Origin of the sequence: Pseudomonas cimarronensis, from assembly GCF_049331905.1 — a bacterium.
GTDB lineage: Bacteria > Pseudomonadota > Gammaproteobacteria > Pseudomonadales > Pseudomonadaceae > Aquipseudomonas.
Map to the genome: position 1 here is coordinate 1670012 of NZ_CP186283.1, position 19037 is coordinate 1689048.

A 19037-nucleotide genomic window follows, 5' to 3' on the forward strand; every position below is an offset into this window, starting at 1 on the left:
GGATACCCATGACCTTGCGTCCCGCGTTATTGCTGTTGGCCGCCAGTCTGTTAGCCGGTTGTGTCTCGACCGGCAATGTTGATCCGATGAAAACCGACAAGGGCCGTGAAGAAGCCCGTGATGCTTATGTGCAACTGGGTATTGGGTATCTGCAGCAAGGGGAAACCGAACGCGCCAAGGTTCCGCTGAAAAAGGCGCTGGAACTCGACTCCTCAAATGCGGATGCGCATGCCGCACTGGCCCTGGTCTTCCAGATCGAGATGGAGCCGAAGCTGGCTGATGAGCATTTTCGCAAGGCCATTTCGCAGCGCCGTGATGATGCCCGTCTACTGAATAATTACGGCAGCTTCTTGTTCGAGCAAAAGCGTTATCAGGAGGCGATGGAGCGTTATACCCAGGCGGCTCAGGACAACCTTTACCCCGAGCGCTCACGGATTTTCGAAAACCTGGGTTTGACTGCCTTGCAGTTGCAACAGCGCGAGCAGGCCAAGGCTTACTTTGAACGCTCCCTGCGTCTTAACAGCCGTCAGCCGCGTGCGTTGATGGAAATGGCCTTGCTGTCCTTTGACGATAGGCAATACGTTCCGGCTCGCGGTTACTACGAGAGCTATCTGCTTCTGGCGCCCCATGATGCGCGCAGCCTGTTGCTTGGCGTGCGTTTAGCGAAGGTTTTTGAGGAGCGTGACAATGCCGCGAGCCTCGGTTTGCAGTTGAAACGGCTTTATCCGGGCACCCCGGAATATCAGCAATACCTGTCGGAGCAGTGATGAAAGCGGCGCATCCAGAAGTGCTAGCAGTTCCCCGTATCAACCCGGGTGAGACGTTGCGCAAGGCTCGTGAGAGTCGCGGTTGGACCATTGCCGAGGTTGCTGGCCAGCTTAACCTGACGCCGCAACGCCTGAGCCAAATCGAGCAGGGGGCGTTTGACAAGTTGCCGGGCAATACCTTTGCCCGTGGTTATGTGCGCGCCTACGCCAAGTTGCTGGAAGTAGACCAGAATCGTCTGGTGCTGGAGTTCGATCAATTTACCGGTAGCGATGCTGCAGGCAGCAGCGTGCATAGCCTGAACCGTATCGAAGAGCCGGTGAGTTATTCGCAGCGTGTGCTGCGTATGGTCAGTTTTGTCTTGCTGCTGGCCTTGGCCGGTTTGAGCTTCTTCTGGTGGCAGGAGCAGGCTGAGCGTCGTGCGGAAGATCTCGCCGCGACCAGCCTTGAGCATGTGGAAGTCGACGGCGCTGATGGCACAACGCAGATTCATCCGCTGGATGAGCCCGAAGACCAAGCGGTAGAGGCGGCTCAGGCCGAGGCTGAAACTTTGCAACCGCTGCTGGATGAAAGTGCCACTGCCGTAGCTGAGGCTGCTGCCGATCCGGCTGTTACCGCGCCGGCCGCCGCTGTCGATCCGGCCACTGCGGCACCGCAAACCCCGGTTGCGGCTCCAGCCGTAACTGAAGCCGCAGCCGCTGAGGAGCCTGCACCGTCGGCTGTGGCTGCTCCCCAGCCGGCACCTGCTGCGCCAGTTCAGCTGGCGGCTGGTGAAGCACTGATCAGTGTGACCTTTATTGCTGATTGCTGGACTCAGCTAACCGATGCCAACGGCAAGGTGTTGTTCAGTGCCCTTAAACGTAAAGGCGATAGCCTGGAGTTGGCCGGTAAGGCGCCGTTGGAATTGCGTCTGGGTTTTGCCCGTGGCGCCCAGGTCAGCCTGAATGGCAATCCAGTCGATGTAGCGCCGTTTATCTCCGGTGAAACCGCGCGTCTGAAGTTGGGTGGGCAGTAACATGCATTGCGAGTCACCAATCAAGCGTCGCATTTCACGTAAAATCTGGGTTGGCTCGGTGCCGGTGGGCGGTGATGCGCCCATCGCTGTGCAGAGCATGACCAACAGCGATACCAATGATGTAGCCGCCACCGTGGCGCAGATTCGTCGCCTGGAAGATGCTGGCGCCGATATCGTGCGGGTTTCCGTGCCGGATATGGACGCTGCTGAGGCGTTTGGTCGAATCAAGCAGCAGGTGCGCGTGCCGCTGGTGGCCGATATCCACTTCGACTACCAGATTGCCTTGCGTGTAGCCGAACTTGGCGTCGATTGCCTGCGTATCAACCCGGGCAATATCGGTCGTGAAGACCGCGTACGTGCAGTGGTTGATGCTGCGCGCGACAAGGGCATTCCAATCCGCATCGGCGTCAACGCCGGGTCGCTGGAAAAGGATCTGCAGAAAAAGTACGGCGAGCCGACGCCAGAGGCGCTGGTTGAGTCTGCCTTGCGTCATGTCGAACACTTGGATCGGCTGAATTTCCCGGATTTCAAAGTCAGCGTGAAGGCCTCCGACGTCTTTATGGCTGTCGAGGCCTATCGCTTGCTGGCCAAGCAGATCGAGCAGCCGCTGCACCTGGGTATCACCGAGGCCGGAGGCCTGCGTTCGGGTACGGTGAAATCGGCAGTCGGTCTGGGCATGCTGCTGGCCGAGGGGATTGGCGACACCATTCGCATCTCTCTAGCTGCTGACCCGGTGGAAGAGATCAAGGTCGGCTTCGACATCCTCAAGTCCCTGCGCCTGCGTTCCCGTGGCATCAACTTCATCGCCTGTCCGAGTTGCTCGCGGCAGAATTTCGATGTGGTGAAAACCATGAACGAGTTGGAGCAGCGTGTTGAAGACCTGCTCGTCCCGTTGGATGTTGCAGTGATCGGCTGCGTGGTCAACGGCCCTGGCGAAGCCAAGGAAGCCCATATCGGCCTGACCGGTGGTTCGCCCAACCTGATCTATATCGATGGCAAGCCGGCGCACAAGCTGGGTAATGACAACCTGGTCGATGAGCTGGAAAAGCTCATCCGCCAGAAAGCAGCCGACAAGGTTGCTGCTGACGCCGCGGTTATCGTGCGCAGCCAAGACAGCTAAGGAATTGAAGTGAGCAAGCCCCTGCAAGCCATTCGTGGCATGAACGATATCCTGCCCGAGCAGACCCCGCTTTGGCGTTATTTTGAAGGTGCAGTCGCCAGTCTGTTGGACGGTTATGGCTATCGGCAGATTCGCATGCCGATTGTTGAGTTTACCGAGCTGTTCAAACGCTCGATTGGTGAAGTCACCGATATCGTCGAAAAAGAGATGTATACCTTCGATGACCGTAATGGCGACTCCCTGACGCTGCGTCCGGAAGGCACTGCAGCCTGCGTGCGTGCCGTGCTTGAGCATGGTTTGTCCGGCGGTGGGCAGACGCAGAAACTCTGGTACATCGGCCCGATGTTTCGCCACGAGCGTCCGCAGAAAGGTCGTTACCGCCAGTTCCATCAGATCGGTGTGGAAGTCTTCAATATCGATGGCCCGGATATTGACGCCGAGTTGATTGCCCTGACCTGGCGTCTGTGGGGCCTGTTGGGCATCCGTGATGCAGTCAAGCTTGAACTCAACAGCCTGGGCACCAGTGCCGCGCGTGCGGTGTACCGTGATGCGCTGGTCGAGTTCCTGACGGCCCATGCCGATCAGCTGGATGAAGACAGTCGTCGCCGCATGGCAACTAACCCGCTACGCGTGCTGGACAGCAAAGTGCCGGAAACCCAGGCCCTGCTTGTCAATGCACCGAAATTGGCAGATTACCTGGATGAAGAATCCCGTGTGCATTTCGAAGGGCTGAAAGCCCGTCTGGATGCCGCCGGTGTGCCCTATGTGATCAACCCCAAGTTGGTGCGTGGGCTGGATTACTACAGCAAGACCGTATTCGAGTGGGTCACCGATCAGCTCGGTTCCCAGGGTACTGTGTGTGCCGGTGGTCGTTACGATGGTCTGGTTGAGCAGATGGGCGGCAAGCCGACCCCAGGCGTGGGTTTTGCCATGGGCATCGAACGGTTGGTGCTGTTGCTCGAAACTCTAGGTAAAGTACCGGCTGAAATTGCTCGTACCGTCGATGTTTACCTCTGTGCTTTTGGTGAGCCGGCCGAATTGGAGGCCTTGGCGCTCAGCGAGCGTCTGCGTGACGAGTTACCGTGGCTGCGTCTGCAGGTGAATGCCGGCGCGGGGAGCTTCAAGAGTCAGTTCAAGAAAGCCGACAAGAGCGGGGCCTTGTATGCCTTGATTCTGGGTGAAGACGAACTGGCTCAGCAAATGGTAGGTTGCAAGCCGCTGCGCGGTCAGGGCGAGCAACAAGATATTGCCTGGTCGGCATTGGCCGATCACCTGGCGAACTGCGCCAATCAGGCCTGAGCGTCTGTTGAGTGATTTAGCGAATAGGAGTGTTGGGGTGGTTTCGCGTACTGATGATGAAGAACTGGCCGTAATCAAGGACTGGTGGCAGCGCAATGGCATGCCATTGCTGACCGGCGTCGTGCTGGCCCTCGTGGTGGTATTCGGCTGGCAGGGCTGGCAGAAGTATCAGAGCAATCAGTCCTACGGTGCTTCGCTGGTGTATCAGCAGCTGCTGGAAGCAGCCCTGGACCCGAGCGGTAAACCAGATGCCGGTAAAGTGGCTGAGCTGGCCAACACCCTGAAGAATGATTACTCCGGTAGCCATTACGCTCAATATGGTCGCCTGTTCGTGGCCAAGGTGGCGGTCGAGGCCGGCAAGCTGGACGACGCTGCCAGCGAGTTGCAGGCGATTGTCGACAAACCGGCGGATGACAGCCTGGGCGAGTTGGCGCGTCAGCGCCTGGCACGCGTTCTGGCGGCTCAGGACAAGGCTGAAGAAGCCCTGAAACTGCTGGATGCCAAAGTCGCACCGGCGTTTGCCGCCAGCCGGGAAGAACTCAAGGGTGATCTGCTGGTGCAACTCGGCCGTGCCGACGATGCGCACGCCGCCTACGAAAAAGCCAAGGCTGCGCTCTCTGAGGATGCGGCTGTCGGTGGTCTGCAAATGAAGCTGGATGATCTGGCAAAAGGGGATGCGTGACGTGATGCGCTGGAAGAATGCCGCACTGCTGGCCCTGGCCGTTCTGGCCGTAGGTTGCAGCAGCAATAGCAAGAAGGAACTGCCGCCGGCCGATCTGCCCAAGTTCGAGGAAGAGGTGCGCCTGCAGAAGGAATGGAGTCGTTCGATTGGCGAAGGCCAGGGCGAAACCTTCAACATGTTGGTGCCAGCAATTGATGGCGAGCAGATCTATGCGGCTGACGTCGAAGGTCTGGTTGTGGCCATGGACCGCATGAACGGCAAGGTCATCTGGAAAGCTGATCTGGAACTGCCGGTCTCTGGTGCTGTGGCTGCCGGCTATGGCCTGGTGGTGGTTGGCACGCTGAAAGGCGAAATCATCGCCCTCGACAGCGCCTCCGGTGAAGAGAAGTGGCGTGCCCGAGTGACTAGTGAAGTGCTGGCAGCGCCGGCACTGAATGGCGATGTGGTGCTGGTACAGACTCAGGATGATCGCCTGATCGCTCTGGATATCAGCACTGGCGCGCAGCGCTGGATCTTTGAAAATACCCCGGCCGTGCTGACCCTGCGCGGTACTGGCAGCCCGGTGCTGACCAACCGTCTGGCGGTTGCCGGCCTGTCCACCGGCAAGGTGATTGCTCTGGACGCGCAGCGCGGCATCCCGGTTTGGGAACAGCGTGTGGCGATTCCGCAAGGTCGTTCGGAACTGGATCGTGTGGTCGACATCGACGGTGGCTTGCTGCTCTCGGCCGGCACCCTCTATGCAGTCAGTTACCAGGGCCGTGTTGCGGCGCTGGATCTGGAAAGCGGTCGAATCCTCTGGCAGCGTGAAGCGTCCAGTTCGGTCGGCGTTGCTCAGGGTTACGGCAGTGTTTACGTAAGCCTGGCCAGCGGTACTGTTGAAGGTATCGACGAGCGTTCGGCTTCGGCATTGTGGAGCAACGATGCCCTGGCACGTCGTCAGCTGTCGGCACCGGAAGTGTTCTCCAGCTACATCGCCTTCGGTGATCTGGAAGGCTATCTGCACCTGGTCAGCCAGGTTGATGGTCGATTCGTCGGTCGTACCCGTATCGACAGCGACGGCCTGCGTGCTCGTCCGCTGGTGGTGGGTGACTGGCTGTATGCCTTTGGCAACGGCGGCAACCTGGTGGCACTGACCATCAAGTAATGTTGCGCTGAGCGTTGGCTATGCTGCACAACACCTGAGGTGTCGCAGCATGGCCCACGCAATGAATTCCGGCCGCTGCCCCTGCAGCGGCTTTTGTATTTTCTGAAATAACGAAGTGGAGAGCCTAATGGTTCCCGTAATTGCCCTGGTGGGCCGCCCGAACGTCGGCAAGTCCACCCTGTTTAACCGCTTGACCAAGTCCCGTGACGCGATTGTCGGCGACCTGTCTGGTCTGACCCGTGATCGTCAATACGGCGAGGCCAAGTGGCAGGGGCGAACCTATATCGTCATCGACACCGGGGGTATTTCCGGTGACGAGGAAGGCATTGACGCGAAGATGGCCGAGCAGTCGCTGCAGGCGATCGAAGAAGCCGACGCCGTGCTGTTCCTGGTGGATGCCCGCGCCGGTCTGTCGGCCTCCGATCAGATGATTGGCGAGCACCTGCGTCGCCGTAACAAGCGCAGCTTCCTGGTGATCAACAAGGTCGACAACCTCGACACTGACCTGGCGCGCGCTGAGTTTGCCAGCATGGCCATGGGCGAGTCCCTGCCGATCGCCGGTGCCCATGGCCGTGGCATCACCCAGATGCTCGAAGCCGTGCTGGGTTCCTTCCCCAAGGATGCTACCGAGCCGGAAGAGGGTGAGGAAGAGGAAGAAGTGCTTGAAGGCCAGGAGGCCAAGCGCATTCCCGGCCCCAGCGAGAAGGACGGCATCAAGCTGGCGATCATCGGTCGCCCCAACGTCGGTAAGTCGACCCTGGTCAACCGCATGCTGGGTGAAGAACGGGTCATTGTGTATGACCAGGCCGGCACCACCCGCGACAGCATCTACATTCCTTTCGAGCGTGATGACGAGAAGTACACCCTGATCGACACCGCCGGCGTGCGCCGCCGCGGCAAGATCTTCGAGGCGGTGGAAAAGTTCTCGGTGGTGAAAACCCTGCAGGCGATTCAGGACTCCAACGTCGTGGTGTTCGTCATGGATGCCCGCGAAGGGGTGGTCGATCATGACCTCAACCTGCTCGGCTTCGTGCTGGAAAGCGGTCGCGCTCTGGTCATCGCGCTGAACAAGTGGGATGGCATGGAGCCGAGCGAGCGTGACTATGTGAAGACCGAGCTGCAGCGCCGGCTGTTCTTCGTCGACTTCGCCGATATCCACTTTATCTCGGCGCTGCACGGCACCGGCGTGGGCAACCTGTACAAGTCGGTGCAGGCCTCGTTTAAATCGGCGATCACCCGCTGGCCAACCAACCGCCTGACGCAGATTCTTGAGGACGCCGTCAGCGATCACGCGCCGCCCATGGTCAACAACCGTCGCATCAAGCTGCGTTACGCCCACCTGGGTGGCGCCAACCCGCCGCTGATCGTGATCCACGGCAACCAGGTCGATGCGGTGCCCAAGTCCTATGTTCGCTATCTGGAAAACACCTACCGGCGTGTGCTCAAGCTGGTCGGCACGCCGATCCGCATCGAGTTCAAGGGGGGCGATAACCCGTATGAGGGTAACAAGAACACCCTCACGGATCGTCAGGTGAACAAGAAACGCCGTCTGATGAGTCACCACAAGAAAGCCGAGAAGAAGCGCAAGGACAAGCGCTAAGCTTGGATTCAAACGCTCTATAAAGGCACCTGCGGGTGCCTTTTGCGTCTCTGGGGTATCGGCTATTCTGCGCCATCACTAGCGCTTAAGCCGGATGCCGCCTCGATGATCATCAGCAAGCTGCCAAATGTTGGCACTACGATTTTTACCCGCATGTCGCAGCTCGCTGCAGAAACCGGGGCGCTCAATCTGTCCCAGGGTTTTCCGGATTTTGATGGCCCGCAGGGGCTGCGCGAAGCGGTCAGTCGACATGTCGCGGCCGGGCATAACCAGTACGCGCCGATGACTGGTTTGCCAGCCCTGCGTGAACAGGTGGCGGCGAAGATCGCGCGCAGTTATGGCCGCAGTGTCAGCGCTGACAGCGAAATCACTATTACGCCCGGAGCGACTCAGGCGATTTTCTGTGCGGTGCAGGCGCTGGTACGCCCTGGTGACGAGGTGATCGTTTTCGACCCCAGCTATGACAGCTACGAGCCCTCGGTTGAACTGGCCGGCGGGCGTTGCATTCATGTGCCTCTGGCGTTACCAGGATTCAGCATTGACTGGCAGCGTCTACAGGATGCCTTGAGCGCCAAGACCCGTCTGATCATCCTCAACACCCCGCATAATCCGAGCGGTGCGCTGATTTCCAAGGCCGAGCTGGATCAGCTGGCGGCGCTGATTCGTGGCCGCGACATCCACCTGATCAGTGACGAGGTGTATGAGCATCTGGTGTTCGATGGCGTGGCACACGTCAGCGTACTGGCCCATGACGAGCTGTATCAGCGGGCCTTCGTGATCAGCTCGTTCGGCAAGTCCTATCACGTGACCGGCTGGAAGACCGGCTATGTGGTGGCGCCGCCAGCCCTGAGTGCCGAACTGCGCAAGGTGCACCAATACGTCAGCTTTTGTGGCGTGACGCCGCTGCAATGGGCGCTGGCCGACTATATGGCCGAGCACCCTGAGCATGTGGACGAGCTACCAGCTTTCTATCAGGCCAAGCGTGACTTGTTCTGTGACCTGTTGGAGGCCTCGCGTTTTACCTTTACCCGCGCGGCTGGCACGTTTTTCCAGTTGGTCGACTATTCGGCTATTCGTCCCGACCTGGATGATGTGGTCATGGCCGAGTGGTTGACCCGCGAGCAGGGTGTCGCAGCGATTCCGATTTCCGTGTTCTACCAGGCACCACCCAAGGACTTGCGCCTGGTGCGCTTCTGCTTTGCCAAGCGCGAAAAGACCCTGCGTCAGGCGGCGGAAAAGCTATGCGCGATCTGAGCCAGTTGCCTGATCTTGAACTGGCGCTGATCCAGACCCGCCTGGTCTGGCAGGATCCTGCCGCTAATCGTGCGCATTTCACCGCCCTGCTGGAGCAGGCGCGCGGTGCCGATCTGATCGTGCTGCCGGAGATGTTCAGCACGGGGTTCTCCATGGACTCCGCCGCACAGGCCGAGCCTGAAGAAGGCCCCACCAGCCAGTGGCTGCGCGAACAGGCTCAGGCGTTGCAGGCCGTGGTCACCGGTAGCCTGATTATCCAGGCAACCGATGGTTCTTACCGTAATCGCCTGCTTTGGGCACGCCCGGATGGCACGGTGGCGCATTACGACAAACGCCATCTGTTCCGCATGGCTGGCGAGCACAAGCACTACAGCGCGGGTGAACAGCGGGTGGTGCTGGAGGTGAAGGGTTGGCAGGTGCGCCCGCTGATCTGCTACGACCTGCGCTTTCCGGTGTGGAGCCGTGACCCGCAAAATACTGATCTGTTGCTCTACACCGCCAATTGGCCGGCTGCGCGGCGCCATCACTGGAATCGCCTGCTACCGGCGCGGGCTATCGAAAACCTGTGCTATGTGGCGGCGGTCAATCGTATCGGCGAGGACGGTAAGGGCCACGCTTACAGTGGCGATAGTCAGGTGCTGGATTATCAGGGTGAGCCGTTGCTGGAGCCCGGGGCTGCGGATGGGGTGTTCCGTATCCACCTCAACGCCGCTGGACTGGCTGCCTATCGGCAGCGGTTCCCGGCGTATCTGGATGCCGACGAGTTCGTGCAGGGTGCTTCCTGCTAGCGCGGGCGGCGTCTGGCCAAGGCCGCCTGTTCGGCGGCGCTGGCTTCCAGCCGCAGTTTCTCGCTGCGCAGAAAATCACCCAGCTGCTGTAGCTCAGCAATTTTCTGCTCCACCTCGGCCAGTTTACGACTGACCAGGGCTGCGCCCTGAGCGCAGTCGAGTTGTTGCTCGCGCCGTGCGCGAAGGATTTCGCCGATCTCGCCGAGGGAGAAGCCCATGCTCTGCGCCTGCTGGATAAAGCCCAGGTCATGCAGCGTCTGCAGGCTGTATTCGCGGTAATTATTGTCGCGGCGCAGGGCACTGATCAGCCCCAGGCTCTCGTAGTAACGCAGGGTATGGCGGCTGGCACCGCTGCGTTTTTCCAGTTCACCAATGCGCATGCAAAACCCGCTTGACTGTAGAGTGTGCTCGACAGTTTAGCCTGCTTGGGTCATCAACGACTCAGGAGGATTGGCGATGAATCAGCCATGTTTTGTCACCGGCGGCAGCGGTTTTATCGGTCAGCATCTGCTGGCCTTGCTCACTAGCAGAGGTCACCCGGTCAGCGTACTGATGCGTCGACCGCACAGCCTGCCAGCCTTGCGCGGGCAGATTGAGCAGTTGGGCGGGCGCGGGGATCTGCTCACGGCGGTTGGCGGTGATCTGGGCTTGCCGGGGCTGGGGCTGGATGCCACAGCCCGTGAACAGGTGCGTCAGGCGGCGGTGGTGTTTCACCTGGGGGTGCAGTTTGCCTGGGGGTTGTCGCAGGCGCAGGCCCGCCAGGTCAATGTCGAGGGGGCGATTCGGGTGGCAGAGTTGGCGGCGCAGCAGGGTAGCCGCCTGCTGATGGTGGGCGGATTTATGCTGGCCAATCATGCGCATTTACAGCGTATTGGGGTGAACTTGCAGCACCCTGAGCAGACCGACTGGGATCGCCTCTATCGACGCTCTGGGGCGTATGAAGGCAGCAAGCTGGAAGCGCATTTTCGCGTACGAGCCCGTATGGCTGAGCTGCAGGCATCATTGACGCTGGTACACCCGGCCACTGTCTGCGGCCATAGCCGTAGCGGGCATATTCTGCCGGCGCAGCCGTTGGCGGGCTTGATCGACAATCTGGCTGCGGGCCGGCTTGGGGCGATTCCCGGCTCGGCAGCACACTGGCTTCCCTTGGTCAGCGTGGATTTTCTCGCCGAGTTGATGCTGGCTGCGGCCTTTGATGAGCAGCAGGTCGGCCAGGAAATCCTCGCCCTGGATGCTGCGACGCCCAACCTGCAGGGCATGCTGCAGCAATTGGCTCATACGTTGAGTGTGCAGGCGCCGAGCTGGCACCTGCCGATACCCTTGCTGCGTATGTTGCTGAAAATTCCGGGTGTGCCGCGGCTGCTGCATACCGATGCCGAGTCGTTGGATTTTATCCAGACCACCCGCTTTGATACCGCCGCGACCCAAGCTTTGGTGCAGCGTCATCAACTGCACTGGCCAGATATCGACCAGGCGTTGCAGGCGACGGCGCGTTACCTGGCGCGAACGCCGTCAGTGGCCTGACGGCGTGCACTGCGATCAGGCTGCTTGTTCGGCGGCTTGACCGAGCGCGCGGTTCAGCGCGCTGAACAGCGCGCGGAAGCTCGCTGTGGTGAGGTTCTCATCGATGCCCACGCCGTGCAGGGCGCGGCCGCCGTTGACGCGCAGTTCGATATAAGCTGCCGCTTTGGCGTTGGTGCCGGCGCCGATGGCGTGCTCGCTGTAGTCCATGATTTCCACGTCTACCGGCAGGCCGGCGACCAGGGCTTCCAGCGGGCCTTTGCCTATCCCGCGCCAGTGCTGGGTTTCGCCGGCATTGATCACTTCCACATCGACCGCGCTGGTACCGTTTTCTTCCTGCAGTCGATGGCCTTTCAGGGCGTAGGGTGCAGTGGCCTGCAGGTACTCGGTTTCGAGCAGCTGGTAAATTTGCGCGGCGGTCATCTCCAGGCCGAGGCGGTCGGTTTCCTTCTGCACCACCTGGCTGAATTCGATCTGCATACGGCGTGGCAGGTTGATGCCGTATTCCTGCTCCAGCAGGAAGGTGATGCCGCCCTTGCCAGATTGGCTGTTGACGCGAATCACCGCCTCGTAATCACGGCCGATGTCAGCCGGATCGATCGGCAGGTACGGTACTTCCCATACAGCATCGGCCTGCTGCTGGGCAAAGCCCTTGCGAATCGCGTCCTGGTGCGAGCCGGAGAAGGCGGTGTGCACAAGATCGCCGACGTAAGGATGGCGTGGATGCACCGGAATCTGGTTGCAGTCCTCGACCACCTTGCGCACGGCGTCGATGTCGGAGAAGTCCAGCTCGGGGTCGACGCCCTGGGTGTAGAGATTAAGCGCCAGGGTCACCAGGCAGACGTTGCCGGTGCGCTCGCCGTTGCCGAACAGGCAGCCTTCGACGCGATCAGCACCGGCCATGACGGCCAGCTCGGAGGCGGCGACGCCAGTGCCACGGTCATTGTGGGTGTGTACGCTGATCAGCACGCTGTCACGGCGGTCGACGTGACGACCGAACCACTCGATCTGGTCGGCGTAGTTGTTCGGCGTGGCGCACTCGATGGTGGCGGGCAGGTTGAGAATCAGCTTGTTAGCCGGGGTCGGCTGGAACACGCCGATCACCGCGTTGCATACCTCGACGGCGAAGTCGATCTCGGTGCTGCTGAACACTTCTGGCGAGTACTCGAAGCCCCACTGGGTTTCCGGCGCGGCCTCGGCCAGGCGCTTGATGGTAGTGCCAGCAGACACGGCGATGGCTTTGACACCGGCCTTGTCCTGGTTGAAGACGATCTTGCGGAAGCTCGGCGCACAGGCGTTGTAGTAGTGGACGATGGCCTTCTTGGCGCCTTTCAGCGACTCGAAGGTGCGCTCGATAAGGTCATCACGGGCCTGGGTCAGCACCTGAATGGTCACGTCGTCCGGGATGTGGCCACCTTCGATCAGCTCGCGAACGAAGTCGAAGTCGGTCTGCGAGGCGGACGGGAAGCCCACTTCGATTTCCTTCAAACCTACTGCCAGCAGACATTTGAAGAAGCGCATCTTCTTCTCGGCATCCATCGGCTCGATCAGCGACTGGTTGCCGTCGCGCAGGTCGGTGGACAGCCAGATCGGCGCCTTGTCGATGATCTGATCCGGCCAGGTGCGGTCCGGAATCTGGATCTGGGTGAACGGGCGGTACTTGCTGGACGGGTCTTTAAGCATGGTCATGGTGTTGATCCTTGTGGCGCGGTTGCAAGCGGCGAACCGGGCAAAAACTGAGAAAACAGGGCAGGGCGTGGGCTTGAACAATCAGCCACGCAGTCGCTGGCTCACCAGGCAGAGGTTGGCGTGTTGGCGCAGCAGGATAAGGGTGTGATGGGTGTTCATAGCGCCAACCCTAATCTTTGAGGCAAAAGCTGGCAAGTAACGCTTGAAAATTGGTGTTTGAGCGCGTGGTGAGCGTTTTTTTGCGATTAATTTTGCGTAAAAGCTCGTGGGTGTGCGTTTGGATTGCGGGCGGCGTCAGGTGCTTAGGCCGCCCGCTGCGGCATCAGGGCTAAGCGCCAGGCAGCAAGCTATGTTTCAGTTCGCGCATATCCGCCCCGCTGGGGTGCTGGAACACCCGCAAGCCGAACTCGGGAAGTATCGCCAGCAGATGGTCGAAGATATCCGACTGAATGGCTTCATAGCGTGCCCAGGCGATGGTGTTGGTGAAGCAGTACAGTTCCAGCGGTAGACCGTCTGCGGTCGGGCTCAGCTGGCGGACCAGCTGGGTCATCTCCTGATGGATACCCGGATGCTGGCGCAGGTAGTGTTCGACGTAAGCGCGGAATGTGCCGATGTTGGTAACCCGCCGGGTGTTTGCGGGCTCCTGGCTGGCCTCGGCCAGGGCGCTGTTCCAGCTGAGCAGCTCGCTCTGCTTGCTGTTCAGGTACTGGCCGAGCAGTAGAAAACGCTGCAGGCGAATGATCTGCTCCGGGCTGAGGAAACTGATGCTGGTTTGGTCAAGCAGCAGGCTGCGCTTGATTCGCCGTCCACCGGACTCCTGCATACCACGCCAGTTCTTGAACGGGTCGCTGATAAAACGCTTGGTCGGGATGGTGGTGATGGTCTTGTCCCAGTTCTGCACCTTGACCGTGTGCAGGGCGATATCGATGACATCGCCATCGGCGTTCAGCTGTGGCATCTCTATCCAGTCACCGACACGCACGATATCGCTGGAGGAAATCTGCACGCTGGCGACCAGCGATAGCAAGGTGTCCTGAAAAATCAGCATCAGTACGGCGGCCATCGCGCCCAGGCCAGACAGCAGAATCAGCGGCGAGCGGTCGATCAGGCTGGCGACCATGAGTATTGCGGCAATCGCAAAGAGCAGAATCTTCACCACCTGCACATAGCCCTTGATCGGCTTCAGATGGGCATTCGGGCGTTTCTGGTAGGTGTTGTTGAGCAGCGTCAGCACGCCGCTGATGGCCAGGGCGATGGTCAATACGATAAAGGCGCTGCAGACATTGCCGGTTACCTCCACGGCCGCTTCCGGCAGGTTAGGCACCAGGGTGATGCCGACTGAAATGATCAGCGCCGGGACGATATTGGCGAGCCGCGCGATCACCCGTGAGTCATGCAGGCTGCCGTCCTGGCCAATCGGCGTGGCTTTCAGTGCCCGGTACAGGCCGCGCAACAGGATGCGTTTGACCACCCAGTTGGCCAGCCAGGCCGCCAGTAGCAGCAGCGACAGGCCAGTCAGGCTATAGAGCTCGGGATAGTGTTCAAGCCACTGTTGGGCATTGTTGTACAGCTCGTTCATGCCGTTCCTCGGGGGATCGTTCAACCTGTTAACGCGGCCACCTTAACAAATGAGCGGGAATCGGGCCGGCTGGGTTGTTTGCTGAACGTGTCTCGGGGCAGTGTTTATGGCTTGAACGCGCCGATAAAAATTGCTGGGTCGACGCGGGCGTCGTTCAGACTGACGTTCCAGTGCAGATGTGGCCCGGTGGCGCGGCCGGTGGCGCCTACTTTGCCGAGGACGCCGCCGCGTGGCAGCTCATCGCCGACTTTTACGCCGATGGCAGAGAGGTGGCAGAACATGCTGATCAGGCCCTGGCCGTGATCGATAAACACCGTCTTGCCGTTGAAGAAGTAGTCGCCAATCAGAATCACCTTGCCAGCGGCCGGGGCCTTGATCGGCGTGCCGCTATTGGCGGCGAAGTCTAGCCCTGAGTGCGGGTTGCGTTCTTCGCCATTGAAGAAGCGGCGCAGGCCGAAGGGGCTCGACAGGGGGCCGTTGACCGGCCTGTCGAACAACAGATTGCTCGGCTGGCGCGCGCTGAACTGCTGGTAGGCACGGGTCTGCTCGGCGAGTTCGCGTTCGATACGCGCAAGGTTCTTGGCGTTCGGGTTGACCTGCTGCTGGTTCTTGATAGTGATGCGCTGTTCGACATAATGCTTGCTGCCCACCTGAAAACTCAGCGTCTGGCTGCCGTTGACGCTGATCTGCTGGCTGCCGGGCTTCACGCTTAGCGGGATGCCGACGATGGCGATCCAGCGCTGCTGATCCTCATTAATCACCAGCACCTGTTTGTTCTGATAGCGCACGCTGGGCGCGCTGGCGGCTGGCCCAAGATCGACCACGGCCACACCGCCTGGTACCGGCTTATTCAGCAGGCGGCTGATAAAACCTTCGGCGTGGATGGGCAGGGCGAGGCAGAGCAAGGTGAGCAGGGCGAATAAACGCATGGGGGACCTGTGTGGAAATCAATCGAGCAGCGACAGGGTAACCGGCTGCACATGGTTGTCTTCGACCCGCACATCCAGCTCGCCGTTGCTTAGTCGCGCTTTCAGGCGCTGACCGGGCTGGGTGTCAGCGGCGTTGCGGATGGCACGGCCGCGCTCATCCAGCAGGATGCTGTAACCACGACCGAGGGTGGCCAGCGGGCTGACCGCGTGCAGCGTCTGTACCTGGCTGTGCAGCTGCAGGCGACGTGCCTTGAGGCTTTCGCGCATGCTGCGGTGCAGGCGTTCGGCCAGGGCTTGCAGGCGTTGATCGAGTAGCTTGAGGTTGCGTTCCGGGTGCAGGCTCAGCAGGCGGGTCTGCAAGTGATTCAGGCGTTCGCGGCGACTAGTCAGCTGACGCTCGAAGGCGCGGGCCAGGCGCATATCCAGATCATCCACGCGCTGGGCATGCTGGCGCAGCCGTTCGCCGGGGTGGCGCAAGCGTCGTTGCAAACCGTCCAGGCGCATGCGTTCGCGTTCCAGGTGGTGCTGTATGCGCAGGTTCAGGCGGCGCTTGAGATTATGCAGGCGCTGCACCAGTTCGCTGCTGTCGGGGGCCAGCAGTTCGGCGGCTGCCGAGGGCGTGGGGGCGCGCACGTCGGCAACAAAATCGGCGATGGACACATCGGTCTCGTGGCCCACGGCGCTGACGATGGGCGTGACGCAGGCGGCAATGGCGCGGGCCACCGGCTCTTCGTTAAAACACCAGAGGTCTTCCAGCGAGCCGCCACCACGGGCCAGGATCAGCGCATCAAAGCCTTTTGCATCAGCCATGCCGAGGGCGCGGACAATCTGCGCGGTGGCTTCGCGGCCCTGAACAGCGGTGGGGATCAGGGTCAGCTCGACCTGCGGCGCACGGCGGCGAAATACGCTGATAATGTCGCGAATCACCGCGCCGGTCGGTGAGCTGATAATGCCGATACGTTTCGGGTGAACCGGCAGGGCGATTTTAGCCTCGGCCGCGAACAGCCCTTCGGCGCTGAGCTTCTCCTTTAACGCCTCGAAGGCCAAACGCAGGGCGCCATCGCCGGCAGGTTCCACGGCATCAAGAATCAGCTGGTAGTCGCCACGGCCCTCGAATAGCGAAACCTTGCCGCGCACTTTCACCGCCAATCCATCGCGCAGCGCCTGACGCACCTTGGCGGCGTTCTGCCGGAACAGCGCGCAGCGCACCTGAGCCTGACTATCTTTAAGGGTGAAATAGATATGCCCGGACGCCGGCTTGGCCAGGTTGGAGATTTCCCCCTCGACCCAGATGCCGCCGAATACATCTTCCAGCAGCAGGCGGGCGCGGCTATTCAGTTGGCTGACGCTGAGCACCTCGCGGTCGAGGTTCAGGCGTTGGAAGGGATCTTTGATCATGGCCGGCATAGTAAAGGCTTTGTCCGGGCAACTGTAGAGTCTTGACCCGCACTGCCAGCCCATTAAGCTGCGCGCCTTCAATGCAGACCGAGTTCCGATATGAGTGAGCAGCAGGCGATCATCGTGCCGCAGATTTCCAGCTTTCCCGGCCATGAGGCGCGGGCTCGGTTGATCGTGCGTTGGCTGGTCAAGCAGAACATCATCGAAGAACAGCTGAGCACCTGCGGGCGTACCTTCAAGCATATGGGCTACGGCATTGCCGAGGGCGCGCGGCGGGTGGTCGAACGGCCGGAGCTGTTGCCCTTTGGGCAGGCGGTGCATGGCCTGGAGATCATCTACAAGCGCTGCATCTATACCCCAACGTTAAACTTTCTCGAGGAAGCCGGTTGCCCCGAGTGCCGGCGCGAGGTGGGTGAGCGCCTCTTCGACAGCCTGGAAGAGTGGATGCCGGGGCGGACCGATAACTTTATCTGCCCGCTGTGTGGCTTTGAGGACGATATCAACGGCTTTCTGTTTCTGCAGCCCTGCGGCTTTTCCAACCTGGGTTTTATCTTCAATAACTGGGCGGATGCCGGTTTCAAGCAGAGTTTTCTCGACGAGTTTGCTGCGCGTTTGGGCTATCCAGTCTCGCTGGTAAGAGTTGACTTGTAAGTCAGTTCGGCGACGTTATCGACGCGCATCTCAACGATCAGTACGTCTAAGCGATTGTTTGCGTTGAGTGCCGGGGGGCGTCTGAGTATAATGGCGCGCTTCCTATTTTCCCGTCTGGGAGCCCCCGCCATGCTGCGTATCAGTCAAGAAGCTCTTACCTTCGACGACGTTCTACTTATTCCAGGTTATTCCGAAGTTCTGCCGAAGGATGTCAGCCTCAAAACGCGCCTGACCCGTGGCATCGAACTGAATATTCCATTGCTCTCTGCTGCCATGGACACCGTGACTGAAGCCCGTTTGGCGATTGCCATGGCTCAGGAAGGCGGCATCGGCATCATCCACAAGAATATGACCCCCGAGCAGCAGGCTGCCGAAGTACGCAAGGTCAAGCGTTACGAATCCGGTGTGGTGAAAGATCCAATCACCATCGAGGCCGATGCCACGGTGGGTGACCTGTTCGACCTGACCCGTCAGAACAACATCTCCGGTGTGCCGGTGCTACATCACGGTGACCTGGTCGGTATCGTCACCAGCCGTGACGTGCGTTTCGAGACCAACATGGGCGCCAAGGTGCGCGACGTGATGACGCCTAAAGAGCGTCTGGTTACGGTCAAGGAAGGCGAAGACACCCAGGTGGTGCGCAAGTTGCTGCACAAACACCGCATTGAGCGCGTGCTGATCGTCGACGAACAGTTCCGCCTCAAGGGCATGATGACCGTCAATGACATCGAAAAAGCCAAGGCCTACCCGCTGGCCAGCAAAGACGACCAGGGTCGTCTGCGCGTCGGCGCTGCCGTTGGCACCGGTGCCGATACTGAAGACCGCGTGGCCGCGCTGGTGCATGCCGGCGTTGACGTGATCATCGTCGACACCGCGCATGGTCACTCCAAGGGCGTGATCGACCGCGTGCGTTGGGTCAAGCAGAACTTCCCGGACGTGCAGGTGATCGGTGGCAACATCGCCACCGGTGAAGCGGCCAAGGCGCTGGCTGAAGCCGGTGCTGATGCGGTCAAGGTCGGTATTGGCCCAGGCTCGATCTGCACCACCCGTATTGTTGCCGGTGTCGGTGTACCGCAAATCTCCGCCGTGGCCAACGTGGCCGCTGCACTGGCGGGTACCGGTGTGCCGCTGATCGCCGATGGTGGTATCCGCTTCTCCGGTGACCTGTCCAAAGCCATCGTGGCCGGCGCATCCGCGGTGATGATCGGTTCGATGCTCGCCGGTACCGAAGAAGCGCCGGGCGAAGTCGAGCTGTTCCAGGGCCGTTCCTATAAAGCCTACCGCGGCATGGGCTCGCTGGGCGCGATGGCACAGGCGCAGGGCTCCTCGGATCGTTACTTCCAGGACTCTTCGGCGGGTGCCGAGAAGCTGGTGCCGGAAGGTATCGAAGGTCGCGTACCGTACAAGGGCGCGATGGGTGCCATCGTTCATCAGCTGATGGGTGGCCTGCGTGCCTCCATGGGCTACACCGGCTGCGCGACCATCGAAGAGATGCGTACCAAGCCGGAGTTTGTGCGCATCACCGGCGCCGGCATGGCCGAGTCGCATGTCCACGATGTGCAGATCACCAAGGAAGCGCCCAACTACAGAGTTGGTTGATTCG

At 60.5% G+C, this 19037-nt stretch carries 17 protein-coding genes; 12 read left to right on the forward strand and 5 right to left on the reverse strand.

Annotation, left to right across the window (positions count from 1 at the left end; translation table 11 throughout):
* Positions 1 to 8: 8 nt before the first annotated feature.
* The 9 genes from pilW to ACOCLD_RS07795 all read left to right on the forward strand — a co-directional run bounded on the left by pilW (position 9) and on the right by ACOCLD_RS07795 (position 9667).
* Positions 9 to 767 carry a type IV pilus biogenesis/stability protein PilW gene (pilW, locus tag ACOCLD_RS07755; RefSeq protein WP_422911458.1) on the forward strand — a complete coding sequence of 253 codons (759 nt, stop codon included), beginning with the start codon at positions 9 to 11 and terminating at the stop codon, positions 765 to 767.
* Positions 767 to 1780: a RodZ domain-containing protein gene (locus ACOCLD_RS07760; protein ID WP_422911459.1), complete on the forward strand. Its 1014-nt coding sequence runs from the start codon at positions 767 to 769 to the stop codon at positions 1778 to 1780. Before pilW ends, ACOCLD_RS07760 begins: the two co-directional genes overlap by 1 nt.
* 1 nt (position 1781) lies before the next feature.
* The gene (gene ispG / locus ACOCLD_RS07765; RefSeq protein WP_422911460.1) at positions 1782 to 2900 is read left to right on the forward strand and encodes a flavodoxin-dependent (E)-4-hydroxy-3-methylbut-2-enyl-diphosphate synthase; all 1119 of its coding nucleotides are present in this window, start codon (positions 1782 to 1784) and stop codon (positions 2898 to 2900) included.
* 9 nt (positions 2901 to 2909) lie between these two features.
* Positions 2910 to 4199 (forward strand): histidine--tRNA ligase, encoded by a 1290-nt coding sequence (gene hisS / locus ACOCLD_RS07770; protein WP_422911461.1) that lies wholly within the window; start codon positions 2910 to 2912, stop codon positions 4197 to 4199.
* Positions 4200 to 4299: 100 nt separating this feature from the next.
* Positions 4300 to 4881, forward strand: a complete 582-nt coding sequence (locus tag ACOCLD_RS07775) for a tetratricopeptide repeat protein (RefSeq protein WP_392540465.1) — start codon at positions 4300 to 4302, stop codon at positions 4879 to 4881.
* Positions 4874 to 6025: an outer membrane protein assembly factor BamB gene (gene bamB, locus ACOCLD_RS07780; protein WP_233684520.1), complete on the forward strand. Its 1152-nt coding sequence runs from the start codon at positions 4874 to 4876 to the stop codon at positions 6023 to 6025. The genes ACOCLD_RS07775 and bamB overlap by 8 nt, the downstream gene beginning before the upstream one ends.
* Before the next feature lie 127 nt (positions 6026 to 6152).
* Positions 6153 to 7625, forward strand: a complete 1473-nt coding sequence (gene der, locus ACOCLD_RS07785; RefSeq protein ID WP_422911462.1) for a ribosome biogenesis GTPase Der — start codon at positions 6153 to 6155, stop codon at positions 7623 to 7625.
* A 105-nt stretch (positions 7626 to 7730) separates the two neighbouring features.
* Positions 7731 to 8879: a pyridoxal phosphate-dependent aminotransferase gene (locus tag ACOCLD_RS07790; RefSeq protein ID WP_422911463.1), complete on the forward strand. Its 1149-nt coding sequence runs from the start codon at positions 7731 to 7733 to the stop codon at positions 8877 to 8879.
* Positions 8867 to 9667: an amidohydrolase gene (locus ACOCLD_RS07795; RefSeq protein ID WP_422911464.1), complete on the forward strand. Its 801-nt coding sequence runs from the start codon at positions 8867 to 8869 to the stop codon at positions 9665 to 9667. The genes ACOCLD_RS07790 and ACOCLD_RS07795 overlap by 13 nt, the downstream gene beginning before the upstream one ends.
* Here ACOCLD_RS07795 and ACOCLD_RS07800 read toward each other — a convergent pair.
* On the reverse strand, positions 9664 to 10047 hold the full coding sequence (locus ACOCLD_RS07800; RefSeq protein WP_422911465.1) for a MerR family DNA-binding protein: 384 nt from the start codon (positions 10045 to 10047) through the stop codon (positions 9664 to 9666). The two genes, ACOCLD_RS07795 and ACOCLD_RS07800, sit on opposite strands and share 4 nt — an antisense overlap.
* 76 nt (positions 10048 to 10123) lie before the next feature.
* On the opposite strand from ACOCLD_RS07800, the gene ACOCLD_RS07805 reads away from it, so the two are divergent.
* Complete coding sequence (locus tag ACOCLD_RS07805) at positions 10124 to 11191, forward strand: SDR family oxidoreductase (protein WP_422911466.1); 1068 nt, start codon at positions 10124 to 10126, stop codon at positions 11189 to 11191.
* Positions 11192 to 11206: 15 nt separating this feature from the next.
* On the opposite strand, the gene leuA is transcribed toward ACOCLD_RS07805, so the two are convergent.
* The 4 genes from leuA to xseA form a co-directional block, all read right to left on the reverse strand.
* Complete coding sequence (gene leuA, locus ACOCLD_RS07810) at positions 11207 to 12877, reverse strand: 2-isopropylmalate synthase (RefSeq protein WP_422911467.1); 1671 nt, start codon at positions 12875 to 12877, stop codon at positions 11207 to 11209.
* A 328-nt stretch (positions 12878 to 13205) separates the two neighbouring features.
* Positions 13206 to 14456, reverse strand: a complete 1251-nt coding sequence (locus tag ACOCLD_RS07815; protein ID WP_422911468.1) for a mechanosensitive ion channel family protein — start codon at positions 14454 to 14456, stop codon at positions 13206 to 13208.
* A 104-nt stretch (positions 14457 to 14560) separates the two neighbouring features.
* Complete coding sequence (locus tag ACOCLD_RS07820) at positions 14561 to 15385, reverse strand: peptidoglycan DD-metalloendopeptidase family protein (protein ID WP_422911469.1); 825 nt, start codon at positions 15383 to 15385, stop codon at positions 14561 to 14563.
* Positions 15386 to 15403: 18 nt separating this feature from the next.
* Positions 15404 to 16783, reverse strand: coding sequence for an exodeoxyribonuclease VII large subunit (gene xseA / locus ACOCLD_RS07825; protein WP_422911470.1), 1380 nt, complete (start codon positions 16781 to 16783; stop codon positions 15404 to 15406).
* A gap of 99 nt (positions 16784 to 16882) precedes the next feature.
* Between xseA and ACOCLD_RS07830 the strand changes: the two genes are divergently transcribed.
* Together ACOCLD_RS07830 and guaB are read left to right on the forward strand one after the other, a co-directional pair.
* On the forward strand, positions 16883 to 17434 hold the full coding sequence (locus tag ACOCLD_RS07830; RefSeq protein WP_422911471.1) for a sugar ABC transporter ATPase: 552 nt from the start codon (positions 16883 to 16885) through the stop codon (positions 17432 to 17434).
* A 129-nt stretch (positions 17435 to 17563) separates the two neighbouring features.
* Entirely contained in the window at positions 17564 to 19033 is a 1470-nt protein-coding gene (gene guaB / locus ACOCLD_RS07835; protein ID WP_392540290.1) for an IMP dehydrogenase, read from the forward strand.
* The last annotated feature ends 4 nt before the right edge of the window (positions 19034 to 19037 follow it).